Source organism: Algibacter lectus, from assembly GCF_004368925.1.
Taxonomy (GTDB): Bacteria; Bacteroidota; Bacteroidia; order Flavobacteriales; family Flavobacteriaceae; genus Algibacter; species Algibacter lectus.
Window position 1 is genome coordinate 183,909 of sequence record NZ_SORL01000009.1, and the last position, 24,270, is coordinate 208,178.

General features: G+C 34.8%; 21 protein-coding genes. 12 read left to right on the forward strand and 9 right to left on the reverse strand.

What is annotated here, in order from left to right; translation table 11 throughout:
- The first annotated feature begins 7 nt into the window (after positions 1-7).
- Together DFQ06_RS13360 and DFQ06_RS13365 are read left to right on the forward strand one after the other, a co-directional pair.
- A complete protein-coding gene (locus tag DFQ06_RS13360) occupies positions 8-2,989 on the forward strand; it encodes an amidohydrolase family protein (RefSeq protein WP_133968177.1) in 2,982 nt (993 codons plus the stop codon).
- A gap of 10 nt (positions 2,990-2,999) precedes the next feature.
- Complete coding sequence (locus DFQ06_RS13365; RefSeq protein ID WP_133968179.1) at positions 3,000-4,301, forward strand: amidohydrolase family protein; 1,302 nt, start codon at positions 3,000-3,002, stop codon at positions 4,299-4,301.
- Positions 4,302-4,366: 65 nt separating this feature from the next.
- On the opposite strand, the gene DFQ06_RS13370 is transcribed toward DFQ06_RS13365, so the two are convergent.
- Positions 4,367-5,167 (reverse strand): DUF6503 family protein, encoded by an 801-nt coding sequence (locus DFQ06_RS13370; RefSeq protein WP_133968181.1) that lies wholly within the window; start codon positions 5,165-5,167, stop codon positions 4,367-4,369.
- Positions 5,168-5,244: 77 nt separating this feature from the next.
- Here DFQ06_RS13370 and DFQ06_RS13375 point away from each other — a divergent pair, with 77 nt between their 5' ends.
- The 4 genes from DFQ06_RS13375 to DFQ06_RS13390 all read left to right on the forward strand — a co-directional run bounded on the left by DFQ06_RS13375 (position 5,245) and on the right by DFQ06_RS13390 (position 10,668).
- Positions 5,245-6,042: a TrmH family RNA methyltransferase gene (locus DFQ06_RS13375; RefSeq protein ID WP_174564435.1), complete on the forward strand. Its 798-nt coding sequence runs from the start codon at positions 5,245-5,247 to the stop codon at positions 6,040-6,042.
- A gap of 66 nt (positions 6,043-6,108) precedes the next feature.
- Complete coding sequence (locus DFQ06_RS13380) at positions 6,109-7,341, forward strand: M48 family metallopeptidase (protein WP_133968183.1); 1,233 nt, start codon at positions 6,109-6,111, stop codon at positions 7,339-7,341.
- Between the two features lie 28 nt (positions 7,342-7,369).
- Positions 7,370-8,167: a hypothetical protein gene (locus tag DFQ06_RS13385; RefSeq protein ID WP_133968186.1), complete on the forward strand. Its 798-nt coding sequence runs from the start codon at positions 7,370-7,372 to the stop codon at positions 8,165-8,167.
- A gap of 674 nt (positions 8,168-8,841) precedes the next feature.
- Positions 8,842-10,668, forward strand: a complete 1,827-nt coding sequence (locus DFQ06_RS13390; protein ID WP_074937816.1) for a DEAD/DEAH box helicase — start codon at positions 8,842-8,844, stop codon at positions 10,666-10,668.
- A 76-nt stretch (positions 10,669-10,744) separates the two neighbouring features.
- Here the strand turns inward: DFQ06_RS13390 and DFQ06_RS13395 are convergent, their stop codons facing one another.
- Entirely contained in the window at positions 10,745-13,648 is a 2,904-nt protein-coding gene (locus DFQ06_RS13395; RefSeq protein ID WP_133968188.1) for a T9SS type B sorting domain-containing protein, read from the reverse strand.
- Between the two features lie 238 nt (positions 13,649-13,886).
- Between DFQ06_RS13395 and DFQ06_RS13400 the strand changes: the two genes are divergently transcribed.
- Together DFQ06_RS13400 and DFQ06_RS13405 are read left to right on the forward strand one after the other, a co-directional pair.
- Entirely contained in the window at positions 13,887-14,666 is a 780-nt protein-coding gene (locus DFQ06_RS13400) for a carboxypeptidase-like regulatory domain-containing protein (RefSeq protein WP_133968190.1), read from the forward strand.
- 291 nt (positions 14,667-14,957) lie between these two features.
- Positions 14,958-15,698 carry a carboxypeptidase-like regulatory domain-containing protein gene (locus DFQ06_RS13405; RefSeq protein ID WP_133968192.1) on the forward strand — a complete coding sequence of 247 codons (741 nt, stop codon included), beginning with the start codon at positions 14,958-14,960 and terminating at the stop codon, positions 15,696-15,698.
- On the opposite strand, the gene DFQ06_RS13410 is transcribed toward DFQ06_RS13405, so the two are convergent.
- A complete protein-coding gene (locus tag DFQ06_RS13410) occupies positions 15,695-16,351 on the reverse strand; it encodes a TrmH family RNA methyltransferase (protein WP_042495737.1) in 657 nt (218 codons plus the stop codon). The two genes, DFQ06_RS13405 and DFQ06_RS13410, sit on opposite strands and share 4 nt — an antisense overlap.
- A gap of 134 nt (positions 16,352-16,485) precedes the next feature.
- On the opposite strand from DFQ06_RS13410, the gene DFQ06_RS13415 reads away from it, so the two are divergent.
- Both DFQ06_RS13415 and DFQ06_RS13420 read left to right on the forward strand, forming a co-directional pair.
- The gene (locus DFQ06_RS13415; RefSeq protein WP_133968194.1) at positions 16,486-17,166 is read left to right on the forward strand and encodes an SIR2 family NAD-dependent protein deacylase; all 681 of its coding nucleotides are present in this window, start codon (positions 16,486-16,488) and stop codon (positions 17,164-17,166) included.
- A 122-nt stretch (positions 17,167-17,288) separates the two neighbouring features.
- Positions 17,289-17,735 carry a KTSC domain-containing protein gene (locus DFQ06_RS13420; protein ID WP_042495738.1) on the forward strand — a complete coding sequence of 149 codons (447 nt, stop codon included), beginning with the start codon at positions 17,289-17,291 and terminating at the stop codon, positions 17,733-17,735.
- Here DFQ06_RS13420 and DFQ06_RS13425 read toward each other — a convergent pair.
- Both DFQ06_RS13425 and DFQ06_RS13430 read right to left on the reverse strand, forming a co-directional pair.
- Positions 17,732-18,967 (reverse strand): glycosyltransferase family 4 protein, encoded by a 1,236-nt coding sequence (locus tag DFQ06_RS13425; RefSeq protein ID WP_133968196.1) that lies wholly within the window; start codon positions 18,965-18,967, stop codon positions 17,732-17,734. The genes DFQ06_RS13420 and DFQ06_RS13425 overlap by 4 nt on opposite strands.
- A gap of 75 nt (positions 18,968-19,042) precedes the next feature.
- Positions 19,043-19,516, reverse strand: a complete 474-nt coding sequence (locus DFQ06_RS13430) for a heme-binding domain-containing protein (RefSeq protein ID WP_042495740.1) — start codon at positions 19,514-19,516, stop codon at positions 19,043-19,045.
- 37 nt (positions 19,517-19,553) lie between these two features.
- Here DFQ06_RS13430 and DFQ06_RS13435 point away from each other — a divergent pair, with 37 nt between their 5' ends.
- Positions 19,554-20,120, forward strand: a complete 567-nt coding sequence (locus DFQ06_RS13435; protein ID WP_042505805.1) for a hypothetical protein — start codon at positions 19,554-19,556, stop codon at positions 20,118-20,120.
- Positions 20,121-20,209: 89 nt separating this feature from the next.
- Positions 20,210-21,553 (forward strand): adenylosuccinate lyase, encoded by a 1,344-nt coding sequence (purB, locus tag DFQ06_RS13440; RefSeq protein WP_133968198.1) that lies wholly within the window; start codon positions 20,210-20,212, stop codon positions 21,551-21,553.
- Positions 21,554-21,809: 256 nt separating this feature from the next.
- Here the strand turns inward: purB and DFQ06_RS13445 are convergent, their stop codons facing one another.
- The 4 genes from DFQ06_RS13445 to DFQ06_RS13460 form a co-directional block, all read right to left on the reverse strand.
- Positions 21,810-22,352: a DUF4252 domain-containing protein gene (locus tag DFQ06_RS13445; RefSeq protein WP_074937830.1), complete on the reverse strand. Its 543-nt coding sequence runs from the start codon at positions 22,350-22,352 to the stop codon at positions 21,810-21,812.
- 72 nt (positions 22,353-22,424) lie between these two features.
- Positions 22,425-22,985, reverse strand: a complete 561-nt coding sequence (locus tag DFQ06_RS13450) for a DUF4252 domain-containing protein (RefSeq protein WP_042495960.1) — start codon at positions 22,983-22,985, stop codon at positions 22,425-22,427.
- Between the two features lie 43 nt (positions 22,986-23,028).
- Positions 23,029-23,520: a hypothetical protein gene (locus DFQ06_RS13455; RefSeq protein ID WP_042505807.1), complete on the reverse strand. Its 492-nt coding sequence runs from the start codon at positions 23,518-23,520 to the stop codon at positions 23,029-23,031.
- Positions 23,507-24,016, reverse strand: a complete 510-nt coding sequence (locus DFQ06_RS13460; RefSeq protein ID WP_133968200.1) for an RNA polymerase sigma factor — start codon at positions 24,014-24,016, stop codon at positions 23,507-23,509. Before DFQ06_RS13460 ends, DFQ06_RS13455 begins: the two co-directional genes overlap by 14 nt.
- Positions 24,017-24,270: the final 254 nt, after the last annotated feature.

Below are 24,270 nucleotides of genomic sequence, written 5' to 3' on the forward strand. Positions count from 1 at the left end.
TGTATCTATGATTAAAAAATGTATTGGAATCTTGAGCTTCTTTTGCTGCAGTTGCTTATTCGGCCAAGATTATTTTCCAAAAAATGATGGTGTTAAAACTACAAACACCAACTACACAGCATTCACGAATGCAAAAATCCATGTTTCTAGCGGACAAATTATTAACAAAGGCACCTTGTTAATACATAATGGAAAGGTAATTTCTACCGGAACAAATGTTTCGATTCCAAAAAACACTAAAATTATTAATATTGAAGGTAAAAGCATTTACCCTTCTTTTATTGATATGTATTCCGATTTTGGAATTGAAAAACCAAAAGCACAACCAAGAAGCAGAAGTCAGGCTCCACAATACGATGCCAGCAGAACAGGATATTATTGGAACGACCATGTGATGCCAGAAAACGAGGCACTTTCTAAATTTAACTACGATTCTAAAACAGCCAAAGCATTATTAGATGCTGGGTTTGGCGTTGTAAATACACACATACAAGACGGTATTCATAGAGGAACCGGTGCTTTAGTAGCGCTTAATACTAAGGAAGGTAATGAAACACGTATACTAAAAGAGAACTCGGCACAATATCTATCTTTCGATAGAAGCGCCACGTCTCGACAGGCTTACCCAAATTCTATAATGGGTAGTATTGCTTTGCTACGCCAATTGTATAACGATGCGGCATGGTATAAAAAAGGACTTAGTAAAACGAAAGATTTATCTATTGAAGCCTTAAACAGAAACCAAGATTTAATTCAAATTTTTGAAGCTGGAAGTAAAGCCAATGCACTAAGAGCCGATAAAATTGGAGATCAGTTTGGTATTCAATATGTTATTTTAGGTGGTGGTGACGAGTATGAGCGTATTGATGAGATAAAAAACACCAATGCTGCGTTTATACTTCCCGTAAACTTTAAGGATGCTTACGATGTTGAAAACAGTTTTTTAACAAGTTCATTGGCACTTAGCGACATGCGCGCATGGAGCCAAGAACCAACGAACCCAAAGGTTTTAGCCGATAACAATATTAGTTTTGCACTTACAACGCATACTTTAAAATCGCCAAGTGAATTTAAAGGCAAATTAATGCAAGCTATTAAAAACGGACTTTCTAAAGAGAAGGCTCTAGAAGCATTAACGCTTGTACCTGCGCAATTACTTGGGCAATCTACAGCAATAGGAACACTTAACAATGGTGCTTATGCTAACTTTTTAATTACCTCGGGCGATATTTTTGAGAAGAAAACCAAGCTTTACGAAAACTGGGTACAAGGTCAGCAACACATTGTTACCAACATGAACACTATAGATATTGTTGGTGATTATGAGTTTAGCGTAGATAATACGACTTATAAAATGACTGTAGAAGGCGATATTAAAAAGCTGAAATCTAAAATTACAAGCGAGACTAAAACCTTAGGTTCTAAAATTAGTTATAATAATGACTGGGTTCAAATCTCGATGACTACAAAAGATTCTACGTCGCAAGATTTTATTCGTATTGTGGCTCATGTTGAAAACGATGCTGCTTTAAAAGGAAAAGCTACTTTACCTAATGGTAATGAAATTTCATTTTCAGCCAAAAAGAGTACAAAAACCGAAGACGATTCCGAAGAAAAAGATAAAAAGGACGATGATTCGAAAAATAGCATAGCCTCTATCTCCTACCCTAACACTGCTTACGGATTTAAAACACTACCAAAACAAGAAACGCTTTTGTTTAAAAACGCAACGGTTTGGACTAACGAAACCGATGGTATTTTAGAAAACACAGACGTGCTTATTAAAAATGGTAAAATAGTTAAAATCGGTAAAAACCTCAGCGACGGAAAAGCTCAAATTATTGATGCTACTGGCAAACATTTAACGGCTGGTATTATAGACGAGCATTCGCATATTGCAACCGCCTCTGTTAACGAAGGCGGGCAAAACTCGTCTGCAGAAGTAAGCATCGAAGATGTTATCGACAATGAAGATATTGGCATTTACCGCAACCTTGCTGGTGGTGTAACCTCTATACAAATATTGCACGGTTCAGCCAACCCAATTGGTGGACGTTCGGCTATTATAAAATTAAAATGGGGCGAATCTGCCGATAATTTAATTTATAACGATTCACCTAAATTTATAAAATTCGCTTTAGGAGAAAACGTAAAACAAACTAGATATTCTAATGGTGTGCGTTTTCCACAAACTAGAATGGGTGTCGAGCAAGTTTACATCGATTATTTTACACGCGCTAAAGAATATGATGCTTTAAAGAAAAGTGGTAAACCTTATAGAAAAGACGTCGAAATGGACGTGCTTGCTGAGATTTTAAACAAAGAGCGTTTTATTTCTTGTCACTCTTACGTTCAAAGTGAAATTAATATGCTTATGAAGGTTGCCGAACAATTCGACTTCAATATTAACACATTCACTCACATTTTAGAAGGTTATAAAGTAGCCGATAAAATGGTTGAACACGGTGTTGGTGGCTCTACATTTAGCGATTGGTGGGCGTACAAATACGAGGTTAACGATGCCATTCCGTACAATGCCGCCATTATGCACAATGCAGGCGTTACGGTTGCTATAAATAGTGACGATCCAGAAATGTCTAGACGTTTAAATCAAGAAGCTGCAAAATCTATTAAATACGGCGGTATTAGCGAAGAAGAAGCTTGGAAGTTTGTTACTCTAAACCCTGCTAAACTTTTACACATCGATAACCGTGTAGGAAGTATAAAAGTTGGTAAAGATGCCGATGTTGTTTTATGGACCGATCACCCAATGTCTATTTATGCTAAAGCAGAAAAAACAATTATTGAAGGTGTCACTTATTTCGATTTAGAGCGCGATACTATGCTGCGTTCGGAAATTAAGAAAGAGAAAAACGAGCTTATCAACCAAATGCTAAAAGCTAAAAACAAAGGCTTAAAAACGCAACCTATTAAGAAAAAGGAAAAAGTAGATATGCATTGCGATTTTATTGGCAATATAATTAACTAAAACATAGAAAATGAAATATTTCAATTTATATATAGCGTGTGCCTGCCTCCTATTTTTCGGATCCATACACGCCCAACAAACCCCAGCAGACAAACAAAGCAAAGCTATATCTATAGAAGGTGCCACGGCACATTTAGGTACAGGTGAAGTTATTGAGAACGCCCTTATTATGTTTAATGAAGGTGAAATCACTTTCGTAGGAAGTGCTAATATGAAAATTGCTCGTATTGGTGATGTTATCGACGGTAAAGGCAAACACGTCTATCCTGGTTTTATTATTCCGAATTCAACTTTAGGTTTAGTTGAAATTGATGCTGTAAAGGCCACTGATGATGATTCTGAAATAGGAACATGGAACCCTAACATTAGAAGTATAATTGCTTATAATACGGAATCTAAAGTTGTAGAATCTATGAGACCAAACGGTGTTTTACTTGGGCAAATTACACCACGAGGCGGTCGTATTTCTGGCACATCATCTGTAGTGCAATTTGACGCTTGGAACTGGGAAGATGCTGCTGTAAAAACAGACGACGGAATTCACATAAACTGGCCGAGCAACTTCAAAAGAGGTCGCTACTGGTTAGGTGAAGATCCTTCCTTAAAGGTAAATAAAGAATACGGCAACCAAATTACAGAAATAGAAGATTATTTTAATAACGCCAAAGCCTATTTAAAAGCAAGCCCTTCTATCACCAACCTATCTTATAAAGCATTAGAAGGTATTTTCGATGGTTCTAAAAAACTTTACATTAATGTAGATGATGAAAAAGGCATTATCGATGCTGTAAATTTCACTAAGAAAAATACCATTCCAAACATGGTTATTGTTGGTGGAGCAGAAGCTTATAAAGTAACCGATATTTTAAAATCGAATAACATATCTGTGGTTTTAAACCGTATACACTCGCAACCAAGCCAAACTGATGACGATTACGATTTACCATATAAATCGGCTAAGTTATTAGTAGATAACGGCATTACAGTAGCCTTACAAGCCAACGGACAAATGGAACGTATGAATTCTAGAAACCTACCATTTTACGCAGGTACAACCGTAGCTCACGGATTAACAAAAGCACAAGCGCTACAGTTAATCACATTAAACCCAGCAAAAATACTGGGTATCGATGCGCAGTATGGTTCTTTAGAAACTGGCAAGAGCGCCACCTTATTTATAAGTGAAGGTGACGCCTTAGATATGCGTACCAACATAATTTCTCATGCTTTTATAGACGGACGCTTAATTAGTCTAGAAACGCACCAAACAGAATTATGGAAACGTTATTCCAAAAAATATCAATCCAATTAATACCAACAAAAAAAGCAAGCTTCTCAGCTTGCTTTTTTTATTTTATATCAATTGTTATTTAAAACTTACTTAGCAACTTTAGCGGTTTCAGGAGTTTTAAATACGCTACTATCAGGAGCTTCTGTAGATAGTTTTACGTTTATAAATTTATCTTCACGACCAGCAGCTGTTGGTACGTTCTCTTCAGCTTTATAGCCAACCATCGCTTCTACTACATCTAAGCCATTCACATTTTGCCAAGCTGTATAGCGTCTAAAATGTAATTCGCTACTTTTCTCTTTAGAGAAATACGTAACTGTATAACCTAACCATTCCATTTTGTAGGTTGTTGGGTTGTAGTAAAGCACATAATCGTCACCCGACGATTCACCAACACCATTTTGGTAAGAAATTTTTATTCCAGGATACGTAACACCTTCAAAAGTTAAAGGCTCAGCATCACCATAAATAATACCATCATCAGCTAAAACAAAAGGCATCGCATAGAAATAAAACATTAAGTTATAGTAAAAACGAGGGTTTCCTTTAAACGCTTTCTCTCCTTTAGTATTTAACCAAACATCCTCATCATTAGCACCAATAGTATGCTCTGGCATATCTACAACAATGTTTCTATTCTTTAAATTAGTAATCGTAGATACATTGCCACTTTCTTTCACTTGTGTGTATGCTAGAGATTGCATCTTATTCCATGTGTCCAATCCGCCATGCGCATCGAATACTTTAACTAAAGCTTCAGGGTATTTTTTAGTTGGAGCCTCTACTGTAGTTTCAGAAATAATTTCTGGGTTTGCAGCATCTTTTTTTGCTTCATTTTTACACGAAAACATTGAAATAGCAAGTAATAATAAAAAAGTGTGTTTCATAGTGGTTTTTTAATTTGTCCGTAAGTCGGAAATAAGCACTCAAAATTACATTAAATAAATTATTTTTGTAAAATATTATGATGAAAGCAATTACAAGCATCCAGAATGCATACATAAAACAACTCGTTCAACTAAAAGAAAAGTCTAGGGAACGTAAAAAATCAGGCCTTTTTCTAATTGAAGGCATTCGCGAAATAGAATTAGCCATAAAAGGTGGTTATGTATTAGACACCGTTTTATTCTACCCAGGACTCTTTTCGGAAAACGAACTAGAAGCGTTAACTACAAGCCAGGATTCAACTATTGAAATATCTAAAGACGTTTACGAAAAACTTGCTTACCGAAGCACTACAGAAGGTGTTCTAGCCGTTGCCAAACCAAAAAGCCACCTAATAAGTGATTTAAAATTTGACACCCAAACGCCGCTAATCTTAATTGCTGAAGCTCCAGAAAAGCCAGGTAATATTGGCGCTATTTTACGTACTGCCGATGCTGCCAATGCCGATGCCGTAATAATAGCCAACCCAAAAGGCGATTTATACAACCCAAACATTATTCGTTCTAGCGTAGGCTGTGTGTTTACCAATACTATAGCAACGGGTTCTACTACCGAAATTATAGAATTTCTAAAAGCACATAACATAAATATTTACTGTGCCGCACTACAAGCTTCGGTAGACTATCACACTCAAGATTTCACAAAAGCTACGGCCCTTGTTGTTGGCACAGAAGCTACAGGTTTAAGTGATGAATGGCGCGTAAATTCCACTCAAAATATCATTATACCTATGCAAGGCGAAATCGATTCTATGAATGTTTCTGTAGCTGCGGGTATCTTAATTTTTGAAGCCAAACGCCAACGTAATTTTAAATAATTGTAAATTACCAAAAATACGTCCCTCCAAATCAACAATCTTTTTTAAGGTTGAAACATAACAAACATGACCGCAAACACGCTTTTCTACATCATTTTTGCACTAATAATCATCAATTTTATAATTGAGAAAGTTTTAGATGCATTAAATGCGAAACACTTTAATGATGCGCTTCCAGAAGATTTGCAAGATGTTTACGATGCTGAAGAATACAAAAAATCTCAGCAATACAAAGCCACCAATTACAAATTTAGCTTACTAACATCGACCTTTACCGTAATGCTTACTTTAGGATTTTTATGGTTTGATGGTTTTGAATTCATTGACAATATAGCACGAAGCTACAGCGAAAACCCAATAATTATCGCACTTATATTCTTCGGTATTATTACCATTGGTAGCGATATACTCAACACACCATTCTCTTATTACAGCACATTTGTAATTGAAGAAAAGTTCGGCTTCAATAAAACCACAAAAAGCACTTTCTTTTTAGATAAGCTAAAAGGCTGGCTCATGATGGCCATTGTTGGCGGAGGTATTTTAGCCATAATTATTTGGTTTTACCAAGTTACAGGAAACAATTTTTGGTTATATGCTTGGGGATTAGTGGCTGTTTTCAGTTTGTTTATCAATATGTTTTACTCCAAACTTATTGTACCACTTTTTAATAAACAAACCCCATTAGAAGCCGGTAGTTTACGCGATAGCATTTCGAAGTACGCGAACACAGTAGGTTTTAAACTTGACAAAATATTTGTTATAGATGGCTCTAAACGCAGCACAAAAGCCAACGCTTATTTCTCTGGTTTTGGTAGCGAAAAACGTGTAACGCTTTACGATACTTTAATAAACGATTTAGATGAAGATGAAATTGTTGCTGTGCTAGCTCACGAGGTTGGCCATTACAAAAAGAAACACATCATTTTTAATTTGGCAACCTCTATTTTACTCACCGGTTTTACCCTATTTATATTATCCCTTTTTATTTCTAATCCATTATTATCAGAAGCTTTAGGCGTGCAAATACCAAGTTTCCATATTGGGTTGGTGGCCTTTGGGATGCTTTACGCACCTATTTCGGAAATTACAGGATTAATCATGAATTGGTTTTCTAGAAAGTTTGAATACCAAGCCGATGATTACGCCAAAAACACCTACAAAGCCGAACCATTAATAACCTCCTTAAAAAAGCTTTCTAAAAATAGCTTAAGCAATTTAACACCTCATCCCGCTTATGTTTTTATGCATTACTCGCATCCTACGCTGCAGGAACGCATTGGGAATTTAAGACGATAATTATTTTAACTTTAAAAACACAAACCCCATGAACTGGAAAAACACCTACCTACTATCGATAACAGTAATAATACTTACAGTAGTAGCAAGTATCATAACCAACTACCAATATGGATTTACCCCTAACCTAATTGGTAACGCATTAACTTTCATTAAACTTTTTATATTCTTTAGTTTTATAAACATCTTAAATAAGTCTATCACAGCAAAAGCTATAAAAAAATACTTAAGACCTCTTGAGTATGCATTATATATTTTTATTACACTTAATATTATTGCTGTTGTAACATTAACTTTTCAGTTAATAACACGTCCCGACCTATTTGCGCATTTCCAAATCATTATAAGTTATGCACTGCAAATTTTCACAATTTACTTAGCTATTAATGCTTTTTATTTAAGAAAAAAAATATTAGGGAAATACAATGCCGTTCAAAAAATCAACTACACGCCTACCGATGTTAATGCTTTAAAAACCAAAACATACAACACCATTGATGATAGATTGAGCCTTTGTAAAAGATGTGTAAATAAAGCATTTGATTCTAAAACTGGGTTAATTTGCGGTTTAGATAATGCTAAACCAAGTTTTGATACATATTGCAACGATTTTATAGTTAATGAAGCGGAGACAGAAAGAATAGACAAAACCGAAGCTATTGAAAAACCAGGATTTTTTGGTAGTTGGAAAGGCGCTTTAGTGATGTCGATTCTTGGTTTTGCACGATTTGCGATGCGCGGACTCGATGATCCTTTTGGTGTAGTATTTCTTGCTCTTGGTTTAGGCTGGCTTGTAATTGTATTAACAAGCAGAAAGAGTAACTAATTTATCCAAACCTTATTGATAAACTTCTATTTATCAATAAAAAAACAATTATGGTAATTTGGATTTATAGGTGGTGATTACACTAAAACCACCTATAAAACCGAACCTTTTATTATCTTAAAGAAGCTTTCCAAAAACGGTTTTAAGCATTTTACACCACATAAGCTGACGCCTTCATGCATTACGCGTACCCCAAACTTTTACAGCATATCAATAATTTAAAAAACACTTCTAATGTTTCTATTAGGTTGATTTTGCTAAATAAATACTCCAATGACTTCATTTTTCGTAACAAAAATAAATATACAATCGCTCCAAAATAAAAAAAACATAATGCCTAAACCTCACCCCCAGCCCAACCCCGCGTTAACGATTGCAGCGGCATCCTTTTTAAAAATTTAAGCAGCCAAAAACTTTGTTATTTCTACAAACATTCTAGATAAACACTACCATACGGAAAGCTCTAAATTTTTAAAAAGATATAGCGGAAAGCGTGTTAAAACGCCCAAAAAATTGAATATCCAAAAAATTGATTACCTTTGCAGCTTGAAACTCGGGAAAAATCGAGTTTATATTCCTCAGAGAGAGGATGTGTTACTGGAAGTTTAAGGTTAAGTATGTCGATTCGCTTTCTTATGTAACACCACATAACAAAATCGAATACTTATACAAGAATGAGCACATTCCAAGAATTAGGTCTTAATGACGACCTATTGCATGCAATTACCGATTTAGGATTTGAAAAGCCTAGTGAAGTTCAAGAAAAAGCAATCCCAATTTTATTAAATTCTGAAACCGATTTAGTGGCACTTGCCCAAACCGGAACAGGAAAAACAGCGGCATTTGGTTTTCCAATGTTAGCTAAAATAGATGTAAACAGCCGCACAACGCAAGGTTTAATTTTAAGCCCAACACGTGAACTTTGTTTACAGATTACCAACGAAATGAAACAATACGGTAAGTATTGTAAAGGTTTAAATGTGGTTGCCATTTATGGTGGATCTAGCATTACAGACCAAGCTCGTGAGGTAAAACGTGGTGCACAGATTATTGTAGCTACACCAGGTAGAATGAAAGATATGATTAGCCGTAGATTGGTTGATATTTCTAAAATTCAATATTCGGTTTTAGATGAAGCCGATGAGATGTTAAACATGGGTTTTAAAGAGGATATTACCGATATTTTATCGCATACTCCAGAAGACAAAAACACATGGTTATTTTCTGCAACGATGCCTAGAGAAGTAGCTAGAATTGCGAAAAAATTTATGGACAACCCACAAGAAATTACGGTTGGAAATAAAAATGAAAGTACAAGTAATGTAACTCACGAGTATTATTTAGTAAACTCTAGAGACCGTTACCAAGCTTTAAAACGCTTAGCAGATGCTAACCCAGATATCTTTTCTGTAGTATTTTGTAGAACAAAACGTGATACGCAAAAAGTAGCCGAAAACTTAATTGAAGATGGTTACAGCGCTGGTGCATTACACGGCGATTTAAGCCAGAACCAACGTGATTTGGTTATGCAATCGTTTAGAAAAAACCAAATACAAATGCTTGTTGCAACAGATGTTGCGGCTCGTGGTATTGATGTTGATGATATTACACACGTAATAAACTACCAATTACCTGACGAAATTGAAACGTATACACACCGTTCTGGTCGTACCGGACGTGCTGGTAAAAACGGTATTTCTATGGTTATTGTTTCGAAAAGTGAAGTTCGAAAAATAAAAAGTATTGAACGCATTATTAAACGTGAGTTTGAGAAAAAAGAAGTGCCAGATGGTATGGAAATTTGCGAAGTGCAGTTAATGTCTTTAGCAAATAAAATACATAATACTGAGGTTAATCATGAAATTGATAAATACCTTACTAGTATTAATGAAATGTTTGAAGAAACTAGCAAAGAGGAATTAATTAAGAAATTTTTCTCTGTAGAATTTACACGTTTCTATAACTATTACCAAAAATCTAAAAACTTAAACGTTGCAGAAGGCTCTAGAGATAGAGAGGGCGGACGCGAAGGTGGTCGTGATTTTGGAGGAAACTCTAACTCTACTAGATACTTTATTAATGTTGGTGAGAAAGATGGTTTTGATTGGATGAAATTAAAAGATTTCTTAAAAGACCAATTACAACTTGGTAGAGATGATGTATTTAAAGTGGAAGTTAAAGAGAGTTTCTCTTTCTTTAATACTGAAAATGAAACTAAAGATAAAGTTTTAGCTTTCTTTACAGACTTTAAACATGAAGGACGTTTTGTAAATGTTGAAGTTTCGGAAAATCGTGGTGGCGGAAGACGCAACGATAGACGTGGCGGAGGCGGAAGACGCGACGATAAACGTGGTGGCGGAAGACGCAGCGATGATAGAAAAGGTGGTTCTGGAAGCAGAAGCGACAGACGTAGAAGTAACGAAGGTGGAGGAAGCTCTAGACGTTCGGACTCTGATTCTGGTGGCGGAAAATTTGCTGGAGCTAGACGTTCTAGAAGATAGAACTTAGTTTTATAATATATAAAAAGCTGACTGAAAGTAAATTTACTTTTGGTCAGCTTTTTTTTATGCTTAAATTTTAGCGTTTTAATGTAAAGTGTCCGTGGTATTGGCGATTTTTACTTGGCCGGTTTACTACAAACCAATAATCGGATGTGGCCAGCATGCGCCCATTAAAGGTTCCATCCCACCCTTTTGAGTGCGGATTTAACTGAATAATTAATTTACCATAACGATCGAAAATATGAACTTCTAAATCGGGTTCGGTTTCTGCGAATTCTATTTTCCAGTAATCGTGGTAGCCGTCGTTATTTGGCGTAAAGTACTTTGGATAATTCAGTAGATAGATATCTTCGGAATATACCATGCAGTCGCTCTCGCTAGTAACATATACCGTATAATCGCCAGCATCTAGATTATCGAAGATATTACTGCTTGTGTATATATTACCATCTATAGAGTATTTAAACGCACCAGCGCCCTCGGTTGTAATAACTACAGAGTTGCTGTTTGTCGTCCAATCGTTAATTTCAATATGTACCGCGAGTGGCAAACTAGCATCTACTACCCTAACAGTCTTAGTTATGCTACATCTAGAGTTGTCTATATTAGAGACTGTAATGGTATAATCGCCAGCTTGATCGACCATAATACCAGAGCTTGTTTCTCCGGTGTTCCAAAGATATTCGTCGTGCATAGAACTCACATAGACTTGCACACTTTCACCTGGGCATAAATACCAAACCTCATCGATATCAATAATCGGTTGGCTACTTACTCGAATAAAAAATGATGTAAGTGCATAACATTCTGTATTAGACGAAAGTTCTACGCGCGCAAAAATTTCTTCTGTAGCACTTTGGTTCTCGTAGTTTTCTGGTAATATATTAGATTTAGTTTCGGCTTCAGCTTGAGATTTATGGTAAGTAACATTTCCGGCTTGACCGTTTAAAATAGTTGCCGTTTGATCGCCTAAAGTAAAAAAGGCTTTTCCGCCATTGGAGCCATCGTCACAAATAAATAAATCTTCCGCCACATAGGCCGTTGGCGTGTCGTTGATAATAACATTAAAGCTCGATGTTGAAAAACAGTCTGTTGCTTTATTTTCTAAACGTGCAAAAAGTTCTTGGTTGCTGCTAGATGTTGTAAAAACATTGGTATTCAAGCCTGGACCACCTGCATCGGCTTCCGCTTGCGATTCGTAATATTTAACATCGTAATCAGTTGGCGATGCACCGTCTAAAACCTCATCATCAAACTGAGATAAACTGAGCGTTTCAACACCATCGTTAGAAACATCATCACACAAAACAAGATCGATAGGAGTTCCCGCTGTTTCTGTTTCTATTATTAATTTAAAACTCGATATATCGTAACAATCGGAACTTAAGGTATTGCTAATTTTATAATAAATATCTTGAGCGTTACTCGTATTGGTGTACATACTATTCAGCATATTAACACCATCTGTTGCATCTTCAAAGCTTTCAAAATAACTTACCTCAAAAAGTGTTGTACTTTGTGCCCCCATAATATCGGCCGTTTTACTACTTAAATCGAAAGTTTCAAAACCATCATTTCCAATATCTTCACAAAATACATAATCGGTTACGGCGTTCGCTATTGGCATATCGTAAATTGTGAAATTTTTAGCCACATTATAGGTACAACTTCCAGATTTAAAAATAGCCTTAACTAAATAATCGCCTACTGCTGCATAAGTATGCTCGGGTTTTATTAAAGTCGATGTTGTGCCATCTCCAAACTCCCATAACACAGAATCTATAGATTCGCTCGTTATTAAATCAAACGCTACGGCATCATTAAAACAGGTGTTTTCAACTTCTATTTTACCAATAAAAAACGACTGAATAAAAGAGGGCAAACCAAAAATAGCGCTGCGCCCACTAAGGTTTATTGTTCTATATTGGTAATCGCTGCTCAGGCCTTTATTATTAGGCGCTTCTATAACACTTAAATAAGACGAGAATGTATTGGAAACATATATTTTACCATCTGGTCCTAATTGCAAACCCGCAATTAAGCGTCGTTCTTTAGCGAGAACCACATTGGATGCTTTTATGGCGCTTGGCGTAAACACACTCAAATCTAATTGATGCAATTCTGAGGTATAATATTGCTGATTTAAATCGCTAACGTAAAGGTATTGGCTATTTGTAGAAAACTCTAAACCATAAGCACCATCTAAATAATCTGCTCCAAAAAAATTATCGATTAAAACAGGATTAGACACCACGCCAGTTTCTTTATTAAAATCGAATAATTCTACAAAACTATTGGTACTCCATTTAGCAACTGCTAATTTTTTTCCGTTAGGCGAAAACTTCATACAACCAATAACATTAAAACCCGCTCCACCGTGATAGCTTCCAACATCTGATATTAATGGAGTAGCTTCTACACCGGTTGCTGTAATTTTAAATGTTGCAAAACTACTACTATCCCAAAGATGCGCAGTAACCCAATAATCTACACCGTTACTATGCTGTACTGCCGATATTTTCTCAGTGCCAGGAGCTACTAAAAACACATTTTTTTGAGATGTTACAGCGCCATTACCGCCATTTAAACTCATATCGACTTCTGAGTATTGTAGGCCTTCGGCTTTAAAAAAATCTATAATTGTAAAAATGTAGTAAATTGTATCAGAATTTGGCTTAGGCACAATAACAGCCGATTGCGTACTCGACGGATGCCCATTTAAACCATTACCATTTGGCATAATATTATGGTTTCTATCCCAAACATTAACACCGTTAGTATAAAATAAAAGTTCGCCTTTTTCATTGGAAATTACCGAACATCCTTCGTTAGTAGAAAGCGCTCCGTCTGTAAGAGAATTTACCCCACCATCATTAAAATTAACGCCCGCATTAAAACCAAAATACCAGTTAGCAGCTTGGTCTTGCGCATTAGAAAAACCCGGAAAAAACAAGACCACAAAAAAGCACAATAAAGCCATGTACTTTAAGCAGTTAGCAAACTTAAATTTGCAATTAAAATTCAACGTTTTGGAAGGATTTATTAATTTCCTTCAAAAATAAGCATCTGTAATAATATTCTTAATAAAAAACTTTTAAATTTTCATAAAAAAGCCATAATCTTCGTTAAATAGGCATAACTCAAGCCTTTCAAAGTTAAATTATATTAAAATATATGGTTATATTTAATAGTTTAGTACTTTTATAAAAAATTTGTTGATGAGAAAATATGTATTACTCCTTTTTACTTTTGCTTTATTGGTTGGGCAAACTCACGCCCAAGATGCCGAAAAAGCTATTGGTGTAGTTCTTAATGCATCGACATCCACTCCACTAGAAGGCGTTAATATTGTAAACCTTAACCAAGTAAAAGGAACCACAACAAACGACAAAGGAGAATTTGCAATTACAGCTAAAGCTAACGATACCTTGCACTTTTCATATTTAGGTTTTAAATCTATTAAAGTACGTGTTACTAACGACTGGTTAAAATTTGGAAGCTCCAACATAAACCTTACCGAACTTGCGCTTGCCTTAGAAGAAGTTGTGGTAAGCCAACTAAAATTAACCGGTTTTTTAGAAGTTGATATAAAACAAGTACCTGCCATAAACAGTAATTACCGTTACAGTATTTCTGGTATAGAAGGTTCTGGTTACGAGGCCGATAAAAAATCTGGATTAACTAAAGTTATTGGCTCTATTTTTAACCCAGCCGATTTTCTACATCGTATGTTTGGTAAAAAACCGAACGAGCTTAAAAAGCTTAAAAAGATGAAAGAAGATGACGAAATTAGAAACCTTTTAGCAAGTAAATTCGATCGTGAAATGCTTACCGTTTTACTACAAGTAGACCGTGTAGATTTAGACGAAATTGTTAGCCAATGTAACTACTCAAAAGGATTTATACAAAAAGCCAACGATCTGCAGATTCTAGATGCCATAAGTGAATGCTATGAAGAGTACAAGCTATTAAGTCGCGGTAGAACACGTAAAATATAAACTATTTAGGCGTTACCACAAGGGTCGGGCTTTCCGCTATATCTTTTTGCAAACGCCTTTCTGTATTTAAAACTACTTACTTTTTTTAAACACCAGTTTCAACCAAACTTAAAGCACTTTTATCTTTACAAAAAGGATGCCGCATCAATCCCTAACGCAACCATCTGCCAAATTTAGCACCACAACAACAATTAGTTAAAACTTTACTAATTAACACTTTAAAAAAACTTAAAGACACAATACACTAAACAATAATTGATTTAATTTGATATTCAACCATCAAAATAAATCATGCCGTATAGAAAAACACTACTTTTCTTTTTATTACCTGCAACCATGATTTCTCAAAATATTACAGGAAAAATCTACGACTCGGAATCTACAGTAAAAGGTGCTAAAATTTTCAATAAAACAAAAAACACCACAGCATATTCCGATGCAAACGGAAGTTTCAATTTACCAGCAGCACTAAATGATACTATTACCATTAGTTCGCTTTTTCATGCTACTAAAACTCTAAAAGTTGACACCTTTCATGTGGAAAACGAATTGGTTATTGAATTAACAAAACAAGTAAACCAACTACCAGAAGTGTTGCTCGCCGATAAGCAAAACGATTTAAAAACGTTTGAAACCAACAGTGATTTAGGAGCTGTGTTAGCATACGACTTAAAAAACAATACAGAAACTTGGTACAAAAATATGCCTAAATCTGGAATAGATTTTGTTCAAGTTTCTAAACTAATAGGTAAGTTACTAAAGCTTAAAAAAAAGAAACCTGTAGAAATAACAACAATAAATCATAAAACATTCGACTCTCTATTTGCAACACACAAATTTTTCAATGCAGAATTATTAGCAAATCAATTAGAAATACCCGAAGGCTATGCGCCTTTGTTCTTTGACTATTGCGAAGAACAATATGTAAACAGTGATTTACTTTTAGAGAAAAATGAATTTATGCTACTAGATAAACTGCTTAACTGCAGCCGCGATTTTAGAGAACTATTAAAAACGACCGAAACCGATTAATTCGTTTCATAGAAACGTTCGGTAATTTTCTCGTGACTTTTAATGGTTTTAGTGCACCAATCTAAGCGTTTTTGTAAAATTTCATTTTCGGTTAAATGCCATTCTAAATTAGACGCTCTAAGTTTAGAAGTAGCTTGTTGCAGAATAATAGCTGCAGAAACCGATATGTTCAAACTCTCGGTAAATCCAACCATAGGTATTTTTAAATAGCAATCTGCCTCATCTAAAACTGCTTGAGATAAACCTTCCGTCTCTCTTCCGAAGAAAAAACAAGATTTTTTAGTAACATCAAAATCTTTAATATCGCAATCGTTAGCATGTGGCGTAGTAGCAACAATTTGGTAGCCTTTAGCTTTTAGATCGATAATACAATCTTTTACATGGTTGTAACGATTTAAATCGACCCATTTTTGAGCGCCCATCGCTATTTCCCTATCAATATCTTTAGAGTTTCGTTCTTCTACAATATTAAGTTCTTGTATTCCAAAAACATCACAAGTACGCATTACCGCACTAGTATTATGCAGTTGGTAAACATCTTCTGTAGCTACCGTAAAATGTTTGGTGCGCTGTGCTAAAACTTTGGTGAACTTTTCCTTTCGTGATGGCGTAAGGAAGGTTTCCAAATGCTCTAAGAGTTTTATATCGATCATGCGTCAAAAATATAAAAGTATTTTAAATCACGAACTCACAGGTAGAGAAGATTTTAGAATTAAAAGAAAGTGATCGTCTTTAAATTAAAACGGAAGCCGTTCTCAATTCATTTTAAATTTATATTTTTAACCGTATGAAACATATTGTTGTATTATCAGGAGCAGGCATTAGCGCAGAAAGTGGTATTAAAACATTTCGCGATGCCGATGGTTTATGGGAAGGTCATGATGTTATGGAAGTTGCCACTCCACAAGGGTTTGCAGCAAACCCAGAATTGGTTTTAAACTTTTACAACCAACGCCGTGCACAGCTAAATACCGTAACGCCTAATAAAGCACACATTGGGTTAGCAGAGCTTGAAAAAGATTTTAAGGTAAGCATTATTACCCAAAATGTAGACGATTTGCACGAACGCGCCGGCAGTACAGACGTAACCCATTTACACGGCGAATTACTGAAAGCGAGAAGCACCTTTGATGAAACCGATATAAAAACATGGAAAACCGACCTCAACCTCGGTGATTTATGCAAGCAAGGTTATCAAATGCGTCCGCATATTGTATGGTTTGGCGAAGATGTCCCGATGATGGATAAAGCCATTAAAATTTGTGAAACTGCCGATGTTCTAATTATTATTGGTACTTCTATGCAAGTGTATCCTGCGGCTAGCTTAATGCATTATACTCCAGAAAACACCGACACCTATTTTATAGACCCGAAACCCAATATGGTGAGCTCTAAAAACATTACTGTAATTGCAGAACCAGCTACCGTTGGTGTTTTAAAATTGACCAACATATTAAAACAGCCTTGATTTTCATCGGATTTTTACTTCATTAATCATCGTTTCAGCAATTTATATAAGAAATAGTTCCGTTACAAATTCGCAAACTGATATAAAAGACTATCTTCGCGCAAAATTTAGAATTACGATTTATGAAACGTATTAATGAATACAAGAAATTATTTGGTGCCGAACAAGATATGAGTTTAAAAGCTCTAAAATCTTCTTACAGAAACTTAGTAAAAGAATGGCACCCTGATAAATTTCAGGCTGGAGATGAAAAAGCTATTGAAGCTGAATTAAAAAGCAGACAAATTATTGACGCTTACCACTTTTTAGTTAGTATTGCTCCTGAAACAAAAGCAGCTAATTTAGATGAATTTAATGCGACTATTGCTACACCTATAATGGATTGGCAACATAAAGGGTTACTTCTAGAAGTTACTTTTTTAGACGGAAATACTTATGAGTTCTTTGGTGTAAACAAAGCATTGTATATCAAATTTTCACAATCTGATAAACAAACACGTTTTGGTAAACGAAACATCTTTAACTCATTTACCTACAGAAAAATTAAGAAAAGTGAAGTAGAAGCTTAGGCTTTATTCTTCTCTTCAATCCATCGGCTCATAAATTTGGTGCTCTGCATGCTATGATGATGTAGCATTTGACCCATAAAATTATTTTGTCGATGTATATTTAAATCATCTACAATCGATTCAATTCGCGATAAGAACATCTTTTTATGTTTTTGCGAATTGAATCGATTGTTTATTATAGCAAATCCGTTCTTCTGCATTTTACTCCAAAGCACTTCGTTTTGGCATAATGCGATGGCTTGGTTCGCAAAACTATTGGCATCATCTTCAATAAACCCATTAGGTTCAAAATCGCCAAACATACCTTCTGCTCCAATAGTAGACGTTACCATAGGTGTACCATTTTGCATGGCATCTATTAATTTACCTTTTAAACCTGCACCAAACCGAATTGGCGCCAAACACACTTTAGCCTCTTGCATAACCGTATGCACATCTTCGGCAAAACCTTTTATTATAAAACCTTGCTTCTCGTTGTTTAACTGTGTTACTTTTTGAGACGCATAAGCACCATAGATATGTAATTCCGCTTGCGGTAATTGTTTTCTAATTAATGGCCAAATAGTATCTTTTAGATAAAGTACTGCATTATAATTAGGTTCATGCAGAAAATTACCAATGGTTATAAAATGCTGTCTGGTTTCAAACTTAGGAAGCTTAGTAATGGCATCCTCAGAAATTTGATCTAACATAAACGGTAAATAAAGTAACAACTCCTCATCTACTTTAAAGTCGTTTTTTAAAATATCCATTTCCGCTTCCGAAATAATTAAGGTTAAATCGCAACGGTGAATACTTGCTATTTCTCGTTTTGCTGTATCGTTAAACAAATAGCTTTTATCGAACAAAATATTATCTTTAAATGCCTGATGGCGACCTTTACGTAAACTATGTAAATCTTCAGTATCTAAAATCTTTATAGCATTTGGGCAGTTTTCGGTAACACGCCAGCCAAATTGTTCTTCCATCATAAAACGATCGAAAAGCACAAAATCTGGGTTAAAATCTTTTATAAACGTATCGAAACTAGAATTATTCAATTCGATAGCCGTTTGTAAAACACCTATACTTTCTAAATTAAAAGCATTATCGCTTTTTGCACACGGACTCGCAAACGTGATGTTGTAATCTTGACTTTTAAAGGTTTCAATTAACTGCATCATTCGGCTACCTGCAGCAGAACTTTTAGGCTCTGGCCAAACAAATCCGATAATTAATACTTTTTTATTCACTTAAATTATATGATATTAAACCGTAATAACTGCTCTCCTATTCTAATGCAACCGATAATATGACTGTGACTAAACCTACTCAGGCTTGGCTTCCATTCCGTATTTAATACGCACCAACTGCGCCCAATCTACAACAGCTTGTATTTGCGCATCGCTAAGTTTAGCTTCAGAATGTGTAATAGTGTAAGATTCTAAAGGCATTTCCTTCTCCTCTACCATTTCTATAATTTCTTCAAACTTATGGTCTTTTCTTTTTACTGAATTACCAACCCAATTAGAAAAATTAAGTTCTTCTTTACCTTCTTCTACATGGTGGGCTAACCAAAAGTTAACGGGAGTTATATTATTGTACCAAGGATATCGGGTAACATCACTATGGCAATCGTAACAGGTTTCTTTTAAAATGAGTTTTACATCTTCTGGCGGATTTGTTTCAGCTAAAAAAGCATCTACCGAAGCTAAATCACCTTCATTTTTGTCTGGACCAAAAAATTGACCGATCACAAAGGCCACTAATAAAAACAACAATACTTTTTTTACTATCTTCATTTTAATTAAATTTAAAGCATAAAAATAAGCAATCCATTTGACTACCGAGCAACTGTACAACGAATTAAATTACGTGAACCATTCTAGAGAAAAGCGCTTGTTTTATTCTAAAATGGTGATTAATAATCCCGCATTAATCCCGAAGTTACTGGATCTTCTTTTTATGGTAGACGATAAACTATCGCCAAGAGCAGCTTGGGTTTTAGAGTTTATGTGTACCGAAAATACCGCTACTATAGCACCTTATTTAGAACCTTTTACCCAAGGTATAAACAAAGTGCATTTAGATCCTGCAGTGCGCCCTGTGGCCAAAATATGTCAAATTTTAGCACAGCATTATTATTCAAAAGAAGATAACCTGATAAAAACAACTTTAACAAAAACACAACAAGAACGTATTATTGAAACCTGTTTTGATTATATGATTAATGATGAAAAAGTTGCAGCTAAAGCCTATAGCATGGTTGCGCTGTTTTTATTTGGAAAAGATTTTGATTGGATTCATTCAGAATTAAAAATAATTTTAGATCGTGATTATCCAACTCAAAGTGCTGCATTTAAAGCACGAGCACGAATTATTCTAAAAAAAATGAAGAAAAAATAAATTTAAAAACCGTTAAATCTTCAAGCATCCGACTTCGGACTTCCAACGAAAAAAACTATCTTTACAGCTTCAAAAAAATCAAATAAACTATGTCATTATCAGCATTAAACGCCATATCACCAATCGATGGTCGTTATAGAAGTAAAGTAAATGAATTAGCACCTTATTTTTCGGAAGAAGCTCTCATTAAATATCGTGTTTTAGTAGAAATTGAATATTTCATTGCACTTTGCGAAATTCCTTTACCTCAATTAGAATCTGTTGACAAAGGTGTTTTTGATGATTTAAGAGGTATTTACAAGAATTTTTCTTCGGAAGATGCACTTGCCATCAAAAAAATTGAAAGTGTAACCAACCACGATGTTAAAGCGGTTGAATATTTTATAAAAGAAAAATTTGATGCTTTAAACCTTTCTGCATACAAAGAGTTTATCCATTTTGGGTTAACCTCTCAAGATATAAACAACACAGCAATTCCTTTAAGTATTAAGGAAGCGATGAACGATGTTTATGTACCTGAGTATTTTGTGGTTTTAGAAAAACTAAAAACATTATCTAAAGATTGGGCACACATACCAATGTTAGCGAGAACGCACGGGCAACCAGCTTCTCCTACTCGTTTAGGTAAAGAAATTGAAGTGTTTGTTGTACGTTTACAAGAGCAATTTAATTTATTGAATGATATACCAAGCGCAGCCAAATTTGGTGGTGCAACGGGTAATTTTAATGCACACCACGTCGCTTACCCAAATATTGATTGGAAAGCTTTTGGAAGCACATTTGTTCAGGAAAAATTAGGGTTACACCACTCGTTCCCTACAACACAAATTGAGCATTACGACCATATGGCGGCTTTGTTTGATACCTTAAAGCGTATAAACACCATTATCTTAGATTTAGATCGCGATATCTGGACTTACGTTTCTACAGATTATTTTAAACAAAAAATTAAAGCAGGTGAAGTAGGAAGTTCTGCTATGCCGCATAAAGTAAACCCTATCGATTTTGAAAACTCTGAAGGAAACTTAGGAATTGCAAATGCTATTTTTGAGCATCTTTCGGCTAAATTACCAGTTTCAAGATTACAACGTGATTTAACAGATAGTACGGTTTTACGTAATGTTGGGGTGCCTTTCGGACATACCTTAATTGCTTTTAAATCTACCGTAAAAGGTTTAGATAAATTACTTTTAAATGAAGATAAATTTGCTCAAGATTTAGAAAACAACTGGGCAGTTGTTGCCGAGGCTATCCAAACGATATTACGTCGTGAGGCATACCCAAATCCTTATGAAGCGTTAAAAGGTTTAACCCGAACTAATGACAAAATAAACCAAGCTTCTATTTCTAATTTCATTGATACTTTAGACGTTTCGGACACTATTAAAACCGAATTAAAACAAATTACACCTAGCAACTATACTGGTATATAATATGTTTAATGATAAAACTTCTTTAATACTCTGTGGCGTTCTTGTAGCGGTTATTTTTTGCACGGGTGTTTTACAGGTTCTCGATAATTATATTGTTTTAACCGTAATATCTGTTTTGTTTTTAACCATTTTGTATAATATTATTTATACCAAACAGAATTTAAAATAGTTAAAATACACTCATAAAAAAAAGGGACACTTCGGCAAAAGTGTCCCTTTTTACATTAACATTTAACTGTAATGATTACGAGTTAAATCATTTAAAAAAGTTTTGAATATCTTTAAGTTGGTCTTTATCAAAATTGGCACCTTTTAATGCGCCAACCAGAGTTCCCATTTTTGATGGATTCATGTCGCTACCTAAAACACGTACAACACCAAAACCATATTCTTTAGAGCTTCCGAAAATAATAATCTCATCTGCCTCATCATCAGTGCCTATATATTTTACAGCAATCTTATTGCCTTTATCACTAAACTCAATAAGTTCGTTGTATTTCTCATCCTTTAGAATTTTTTTAACCGCAGCTATTTCTACTTTTATATCTTCTGTATTACTTTCATTAGCCTTATAGCCAATAAAGTTTAAACGGGTTACAGAGTTAAAAGCTTCATTTTGCTCTTCGGTAAAACTAGATTTATCTACTTTCAACATAGAAATTGGTAAATCTTGCGAAATAAAATTTGGCGCCTCTTGGTGGTCTACAAAATAAGTTTGTAAAGTTGGCCCGCTGCTACAGCTAACTAACATAACTGTAGCAAAAAGACCTAATAACAAGTGATTAATGGCTCGTTTCATAATTGATGGTATTAATTTGATTGATGAAATTATTTTTATATTTAATTAAAATAGCTGTTAAACAGTATTAAACTATTTGTTCTTATCTAAATGCTTTCCTCCTGGAATATTCATTTTATCGGTAAGTTTAGAAATTTCATTTAAGTCAATATCACCCGTTAGCGATACAACAACAGTTTCAATTTTACGTTCCTTTCCTCCTACTTCAATACCTTCTTCCATAAACTTATCAACGCCGTTTACAAAAATTAAAAGCTCCTTAACGTGGTCGGCATCCTTACCTTCTTTTACGTAAAAATTCACGTTAGTACCATCGTCTTTCACTTCCATTAATTCTTCTAAAGCACTAGAGCGCGATTTTACCCATTTAGCAAGATCTGCTGCTATTACCTTATTATCGGTAATCATGGTTTTAAAACTTGTAATGCTTTTTACCATATCCATATAAGCCTTAGCTTCTTCATCTTCCACATTAATTCCCATTTTGGCAATCATTTGAAACATTTTTGGTTTTATTGATACATACGTCACATCCGAGTTGTCACTATATTTCTCAAAAACATCTTTTTGCGCCATACCTGTTAAGGGCAATAACATCACGGCCATTACGAATACTATTAATCTATTTCTCATTGTATTTGATTTTAATTTATTTGAATTGTTCATTTTTTCTCAATTAGTTTTTAAAAATTAATCCTGTAGCATTATCAATTTCGTTTAGATATCCAAGGGTTGCTTTACCTTTTTCCAATTCGTCTAAATAATTTACTGTAGACACACCTTTATTAAAATTTTGCGAAATCATTTCTAACGATTTTGTTAATTCCATTAAAGCCACTTCCGGATCTTCATAAGTTCCTAGGTCATCATTGTTTAACGAACCACTTCCAAAGTAAAACCCAATCATTAAAACCGCTACTGCAGCTACCGAAAGCCATTTGTAATTAAAATTACGCTTGGTTGCCTTAGTTTCTGTTTCAAAAGGGATATCCTTATTAAATTGCTCCTGCTTGCTTACCAAAAAATAGCCAAACATGGGTTTATACATTTCTAAATGGGGTGCAACATTGTCTCCTGCAAAATAGTTTTTTAACAGCTGCTCTTCCTTTAGGCTTGTTTCGCCATTCTCGTATTTTTCTAGTAAATTTTCTATATTATTTAATACCATAATTATGTGTATTAGTCAGTTTTTCTCTTATTGCTTTTCTTGCTCTCGATAAGTTTACGCGTACTGCTGTATTATTCATATCCAACATTTTCGAAATCTCATCTAAATCGTACTCTTCTATATCTCGTAGCTGAATTATTGTTTTCTGCAACTCGGGTAAATCTTCAATAATTTTCGACACCCAGTTAACGCTATCATTTAATTCAACTTGCTTGTGTAAAGCCGTTTGTTTATCCTCGTAATTTGTATGAACAATTTTAAGATTCTGCGCCTGTTTCGATTTCAACTTATCGAAACAAAAATTCTTAGTCATCGTCATCGAAAAAGCCTCCACGTTTTTATACTCAGCAATCTTTTTCTTATTGTTCCACAACTTAATTAAAACCTCTTGGGTCGCATCTTCGGCTTCTTCCGTCGAAACTAGTAAGCGTTTCGCTAACCGAAACACTTTATCCTTAAAAGGCATTACAACATTTAAAAACTCCGTTTGAGTCATTTTGAATTGGTTTTATTAAAACAGCTTGGTTACGGCTATTTAAGTTACGACGACTACATTTCTCATTTGTTACATCAAATAAAAAAAAACTTTAAAATAATTTGGGCGTATCCCTTTTCCGCAAAAGCTACAAAGGGTCGGGCTATACGCTCCAAGTCCTCGTAATCCCGATTCTCATCGGGCTTACTGTGGGCTTTCCACTGCTATCCCTTACGTAAGGTCTGCCTCCAAAAACAGTCTAAACTAAAAACAAT

Excerpts from the sequence above, each read along its gene's own strand:
- DFQ06_RS13405 (WP_133968192.1), top strand. The coding sequence starts at position 14,958 with ATGCCGTATAGAAAAACACTACTTTTCTTTTTATTACCTGCAACCATG.
- DFQ06_RS13390 (WP_074937816.1), top strand. The coding sequence starts at position 8,842 with ATGAGCACATTCCAAGAATTAGGTCTTAATGACGACCTATTGCATGCA.
- DFQ06_RS13365 (WP_133968179.1), top strand. The coding sequence starts at position 3,000 with ATGAAATATTTCAATTTATATATAGCGTGTGCCTGCCTCCTATTTTTC.
- DFQ06_RS13375 (WP_174564435.1), top strand. The coding sequence starts at position 5,245 with ATGATGAAAGCAATTACAAGCATCCAGAATGCATACATAAAACAACTC.
- DFQ06_RS13385 (WP_133968186.1), top strand. The coding sequence starts at position 7,370 with ATGAACTGGAAAAACACCTACCTACTATCGATAACAGTAATAATACTT.
- DFQ06_RS13460 (WP_133968200.1), bottom strand. The coding sequence starts at position 24,016 with ATGACTCAAACGGAGTTTTTAAATGTTGTAATGCCTTTTAAGGATAAA.
- DFQ06_RS13370 (WP_133968181.1), bottom strand. The coding sequence starts at position 5,167 with ATGAAACACACTTTTTTATTATTACTTGCTATTTCAATGTTTTCGTGT.
- DFQ06_RS13455 (WP_042505807.1), bottom strand. The coding sequence starts at position 23,520 with ATGGTATTAAATAATATAGAAAATTTACTAGAAAAATACGAGAATGGC.
- DFQ06_RS13420 (WP_042495738.1), top strand. The coding sequence starts at position 17,289 with ATGAAACGTATTAATGAATACAAGAAATTATTTGGTGCCGAACAAGAT.
- DFQ06_RS13430 (WP_042495740.1), bottom strand. The coding sequence starts at position 19,516 with ATGAAGATAGTAAAAAAAGTATTGTTGTTTTTATTAGTGGCCTTTGTG.
- DFQ06_RS13400 (WP_133968190.1), top strand. The coding sequence starts at position 13,887 with ATGAGAAAATATGTATTACTCCTTTTTACTTTTGCTTTATTGGTTGGG.
- purB (WP_133968198.1), top strand. The coding sequence starts at position 20,210 with ATGTCATTATCAGCATTAAACGCCATATCACCAATCGATGGTCGTTAT.
- DFQ06_RS13410 (WP_042495737.1), bottom strand. The coding sequence starts at position 16,351 with ATGATCGATATAAAACTCTTAGAGCATTTGGAAACCTTCCTTACGCCA.
- DFQ06_RS13395 (WP_133968188.1), bottom strand. The coding sequence starts at position 13,648 with ATGGCTTTATTGTGCTTTTTTGTGGTCTTGTTTTTTCCGGGTTTTTCT.
- DFQ06_RS13445 (WP_074937830.1), bottom strand. The coding sequence starts at position 22,352 with ATGAAACGAGCCATTAATCACTTGTTATTAGGTCTTTTTGCTACAGTT.
- DFQ06_RS13415 (WP_133968194.1), top strand. The coding sequence starts at position 16,486 with ATGAAACATATTGTTGTATTATCAGGAGCAGGCATTAGCGCAGAAAGT.
- DFQ06_RS13450 (WP_042495960.1), bottom strand. The coding sequence starts at position 22,985 with ATGAGAAATAGATTAATAGTATTCGTAATGGCCGTGATGTTATTGCCC.
- DFQ06_RS13380 (WP_133968183.1), top strand. The coding sequence starts at position 6,109 with ATGACCGCAAACACGCTTTTCTACATCATTTTTGCACTAATAATCATC.
- DFQ06_RS13360 (WP_133968177.1), top strand. The coding sequence starts at position 8 with ATGATTAAAAAATGTATTGGAATCTTGAGCTTCTTTTGCTGCAGTTGC.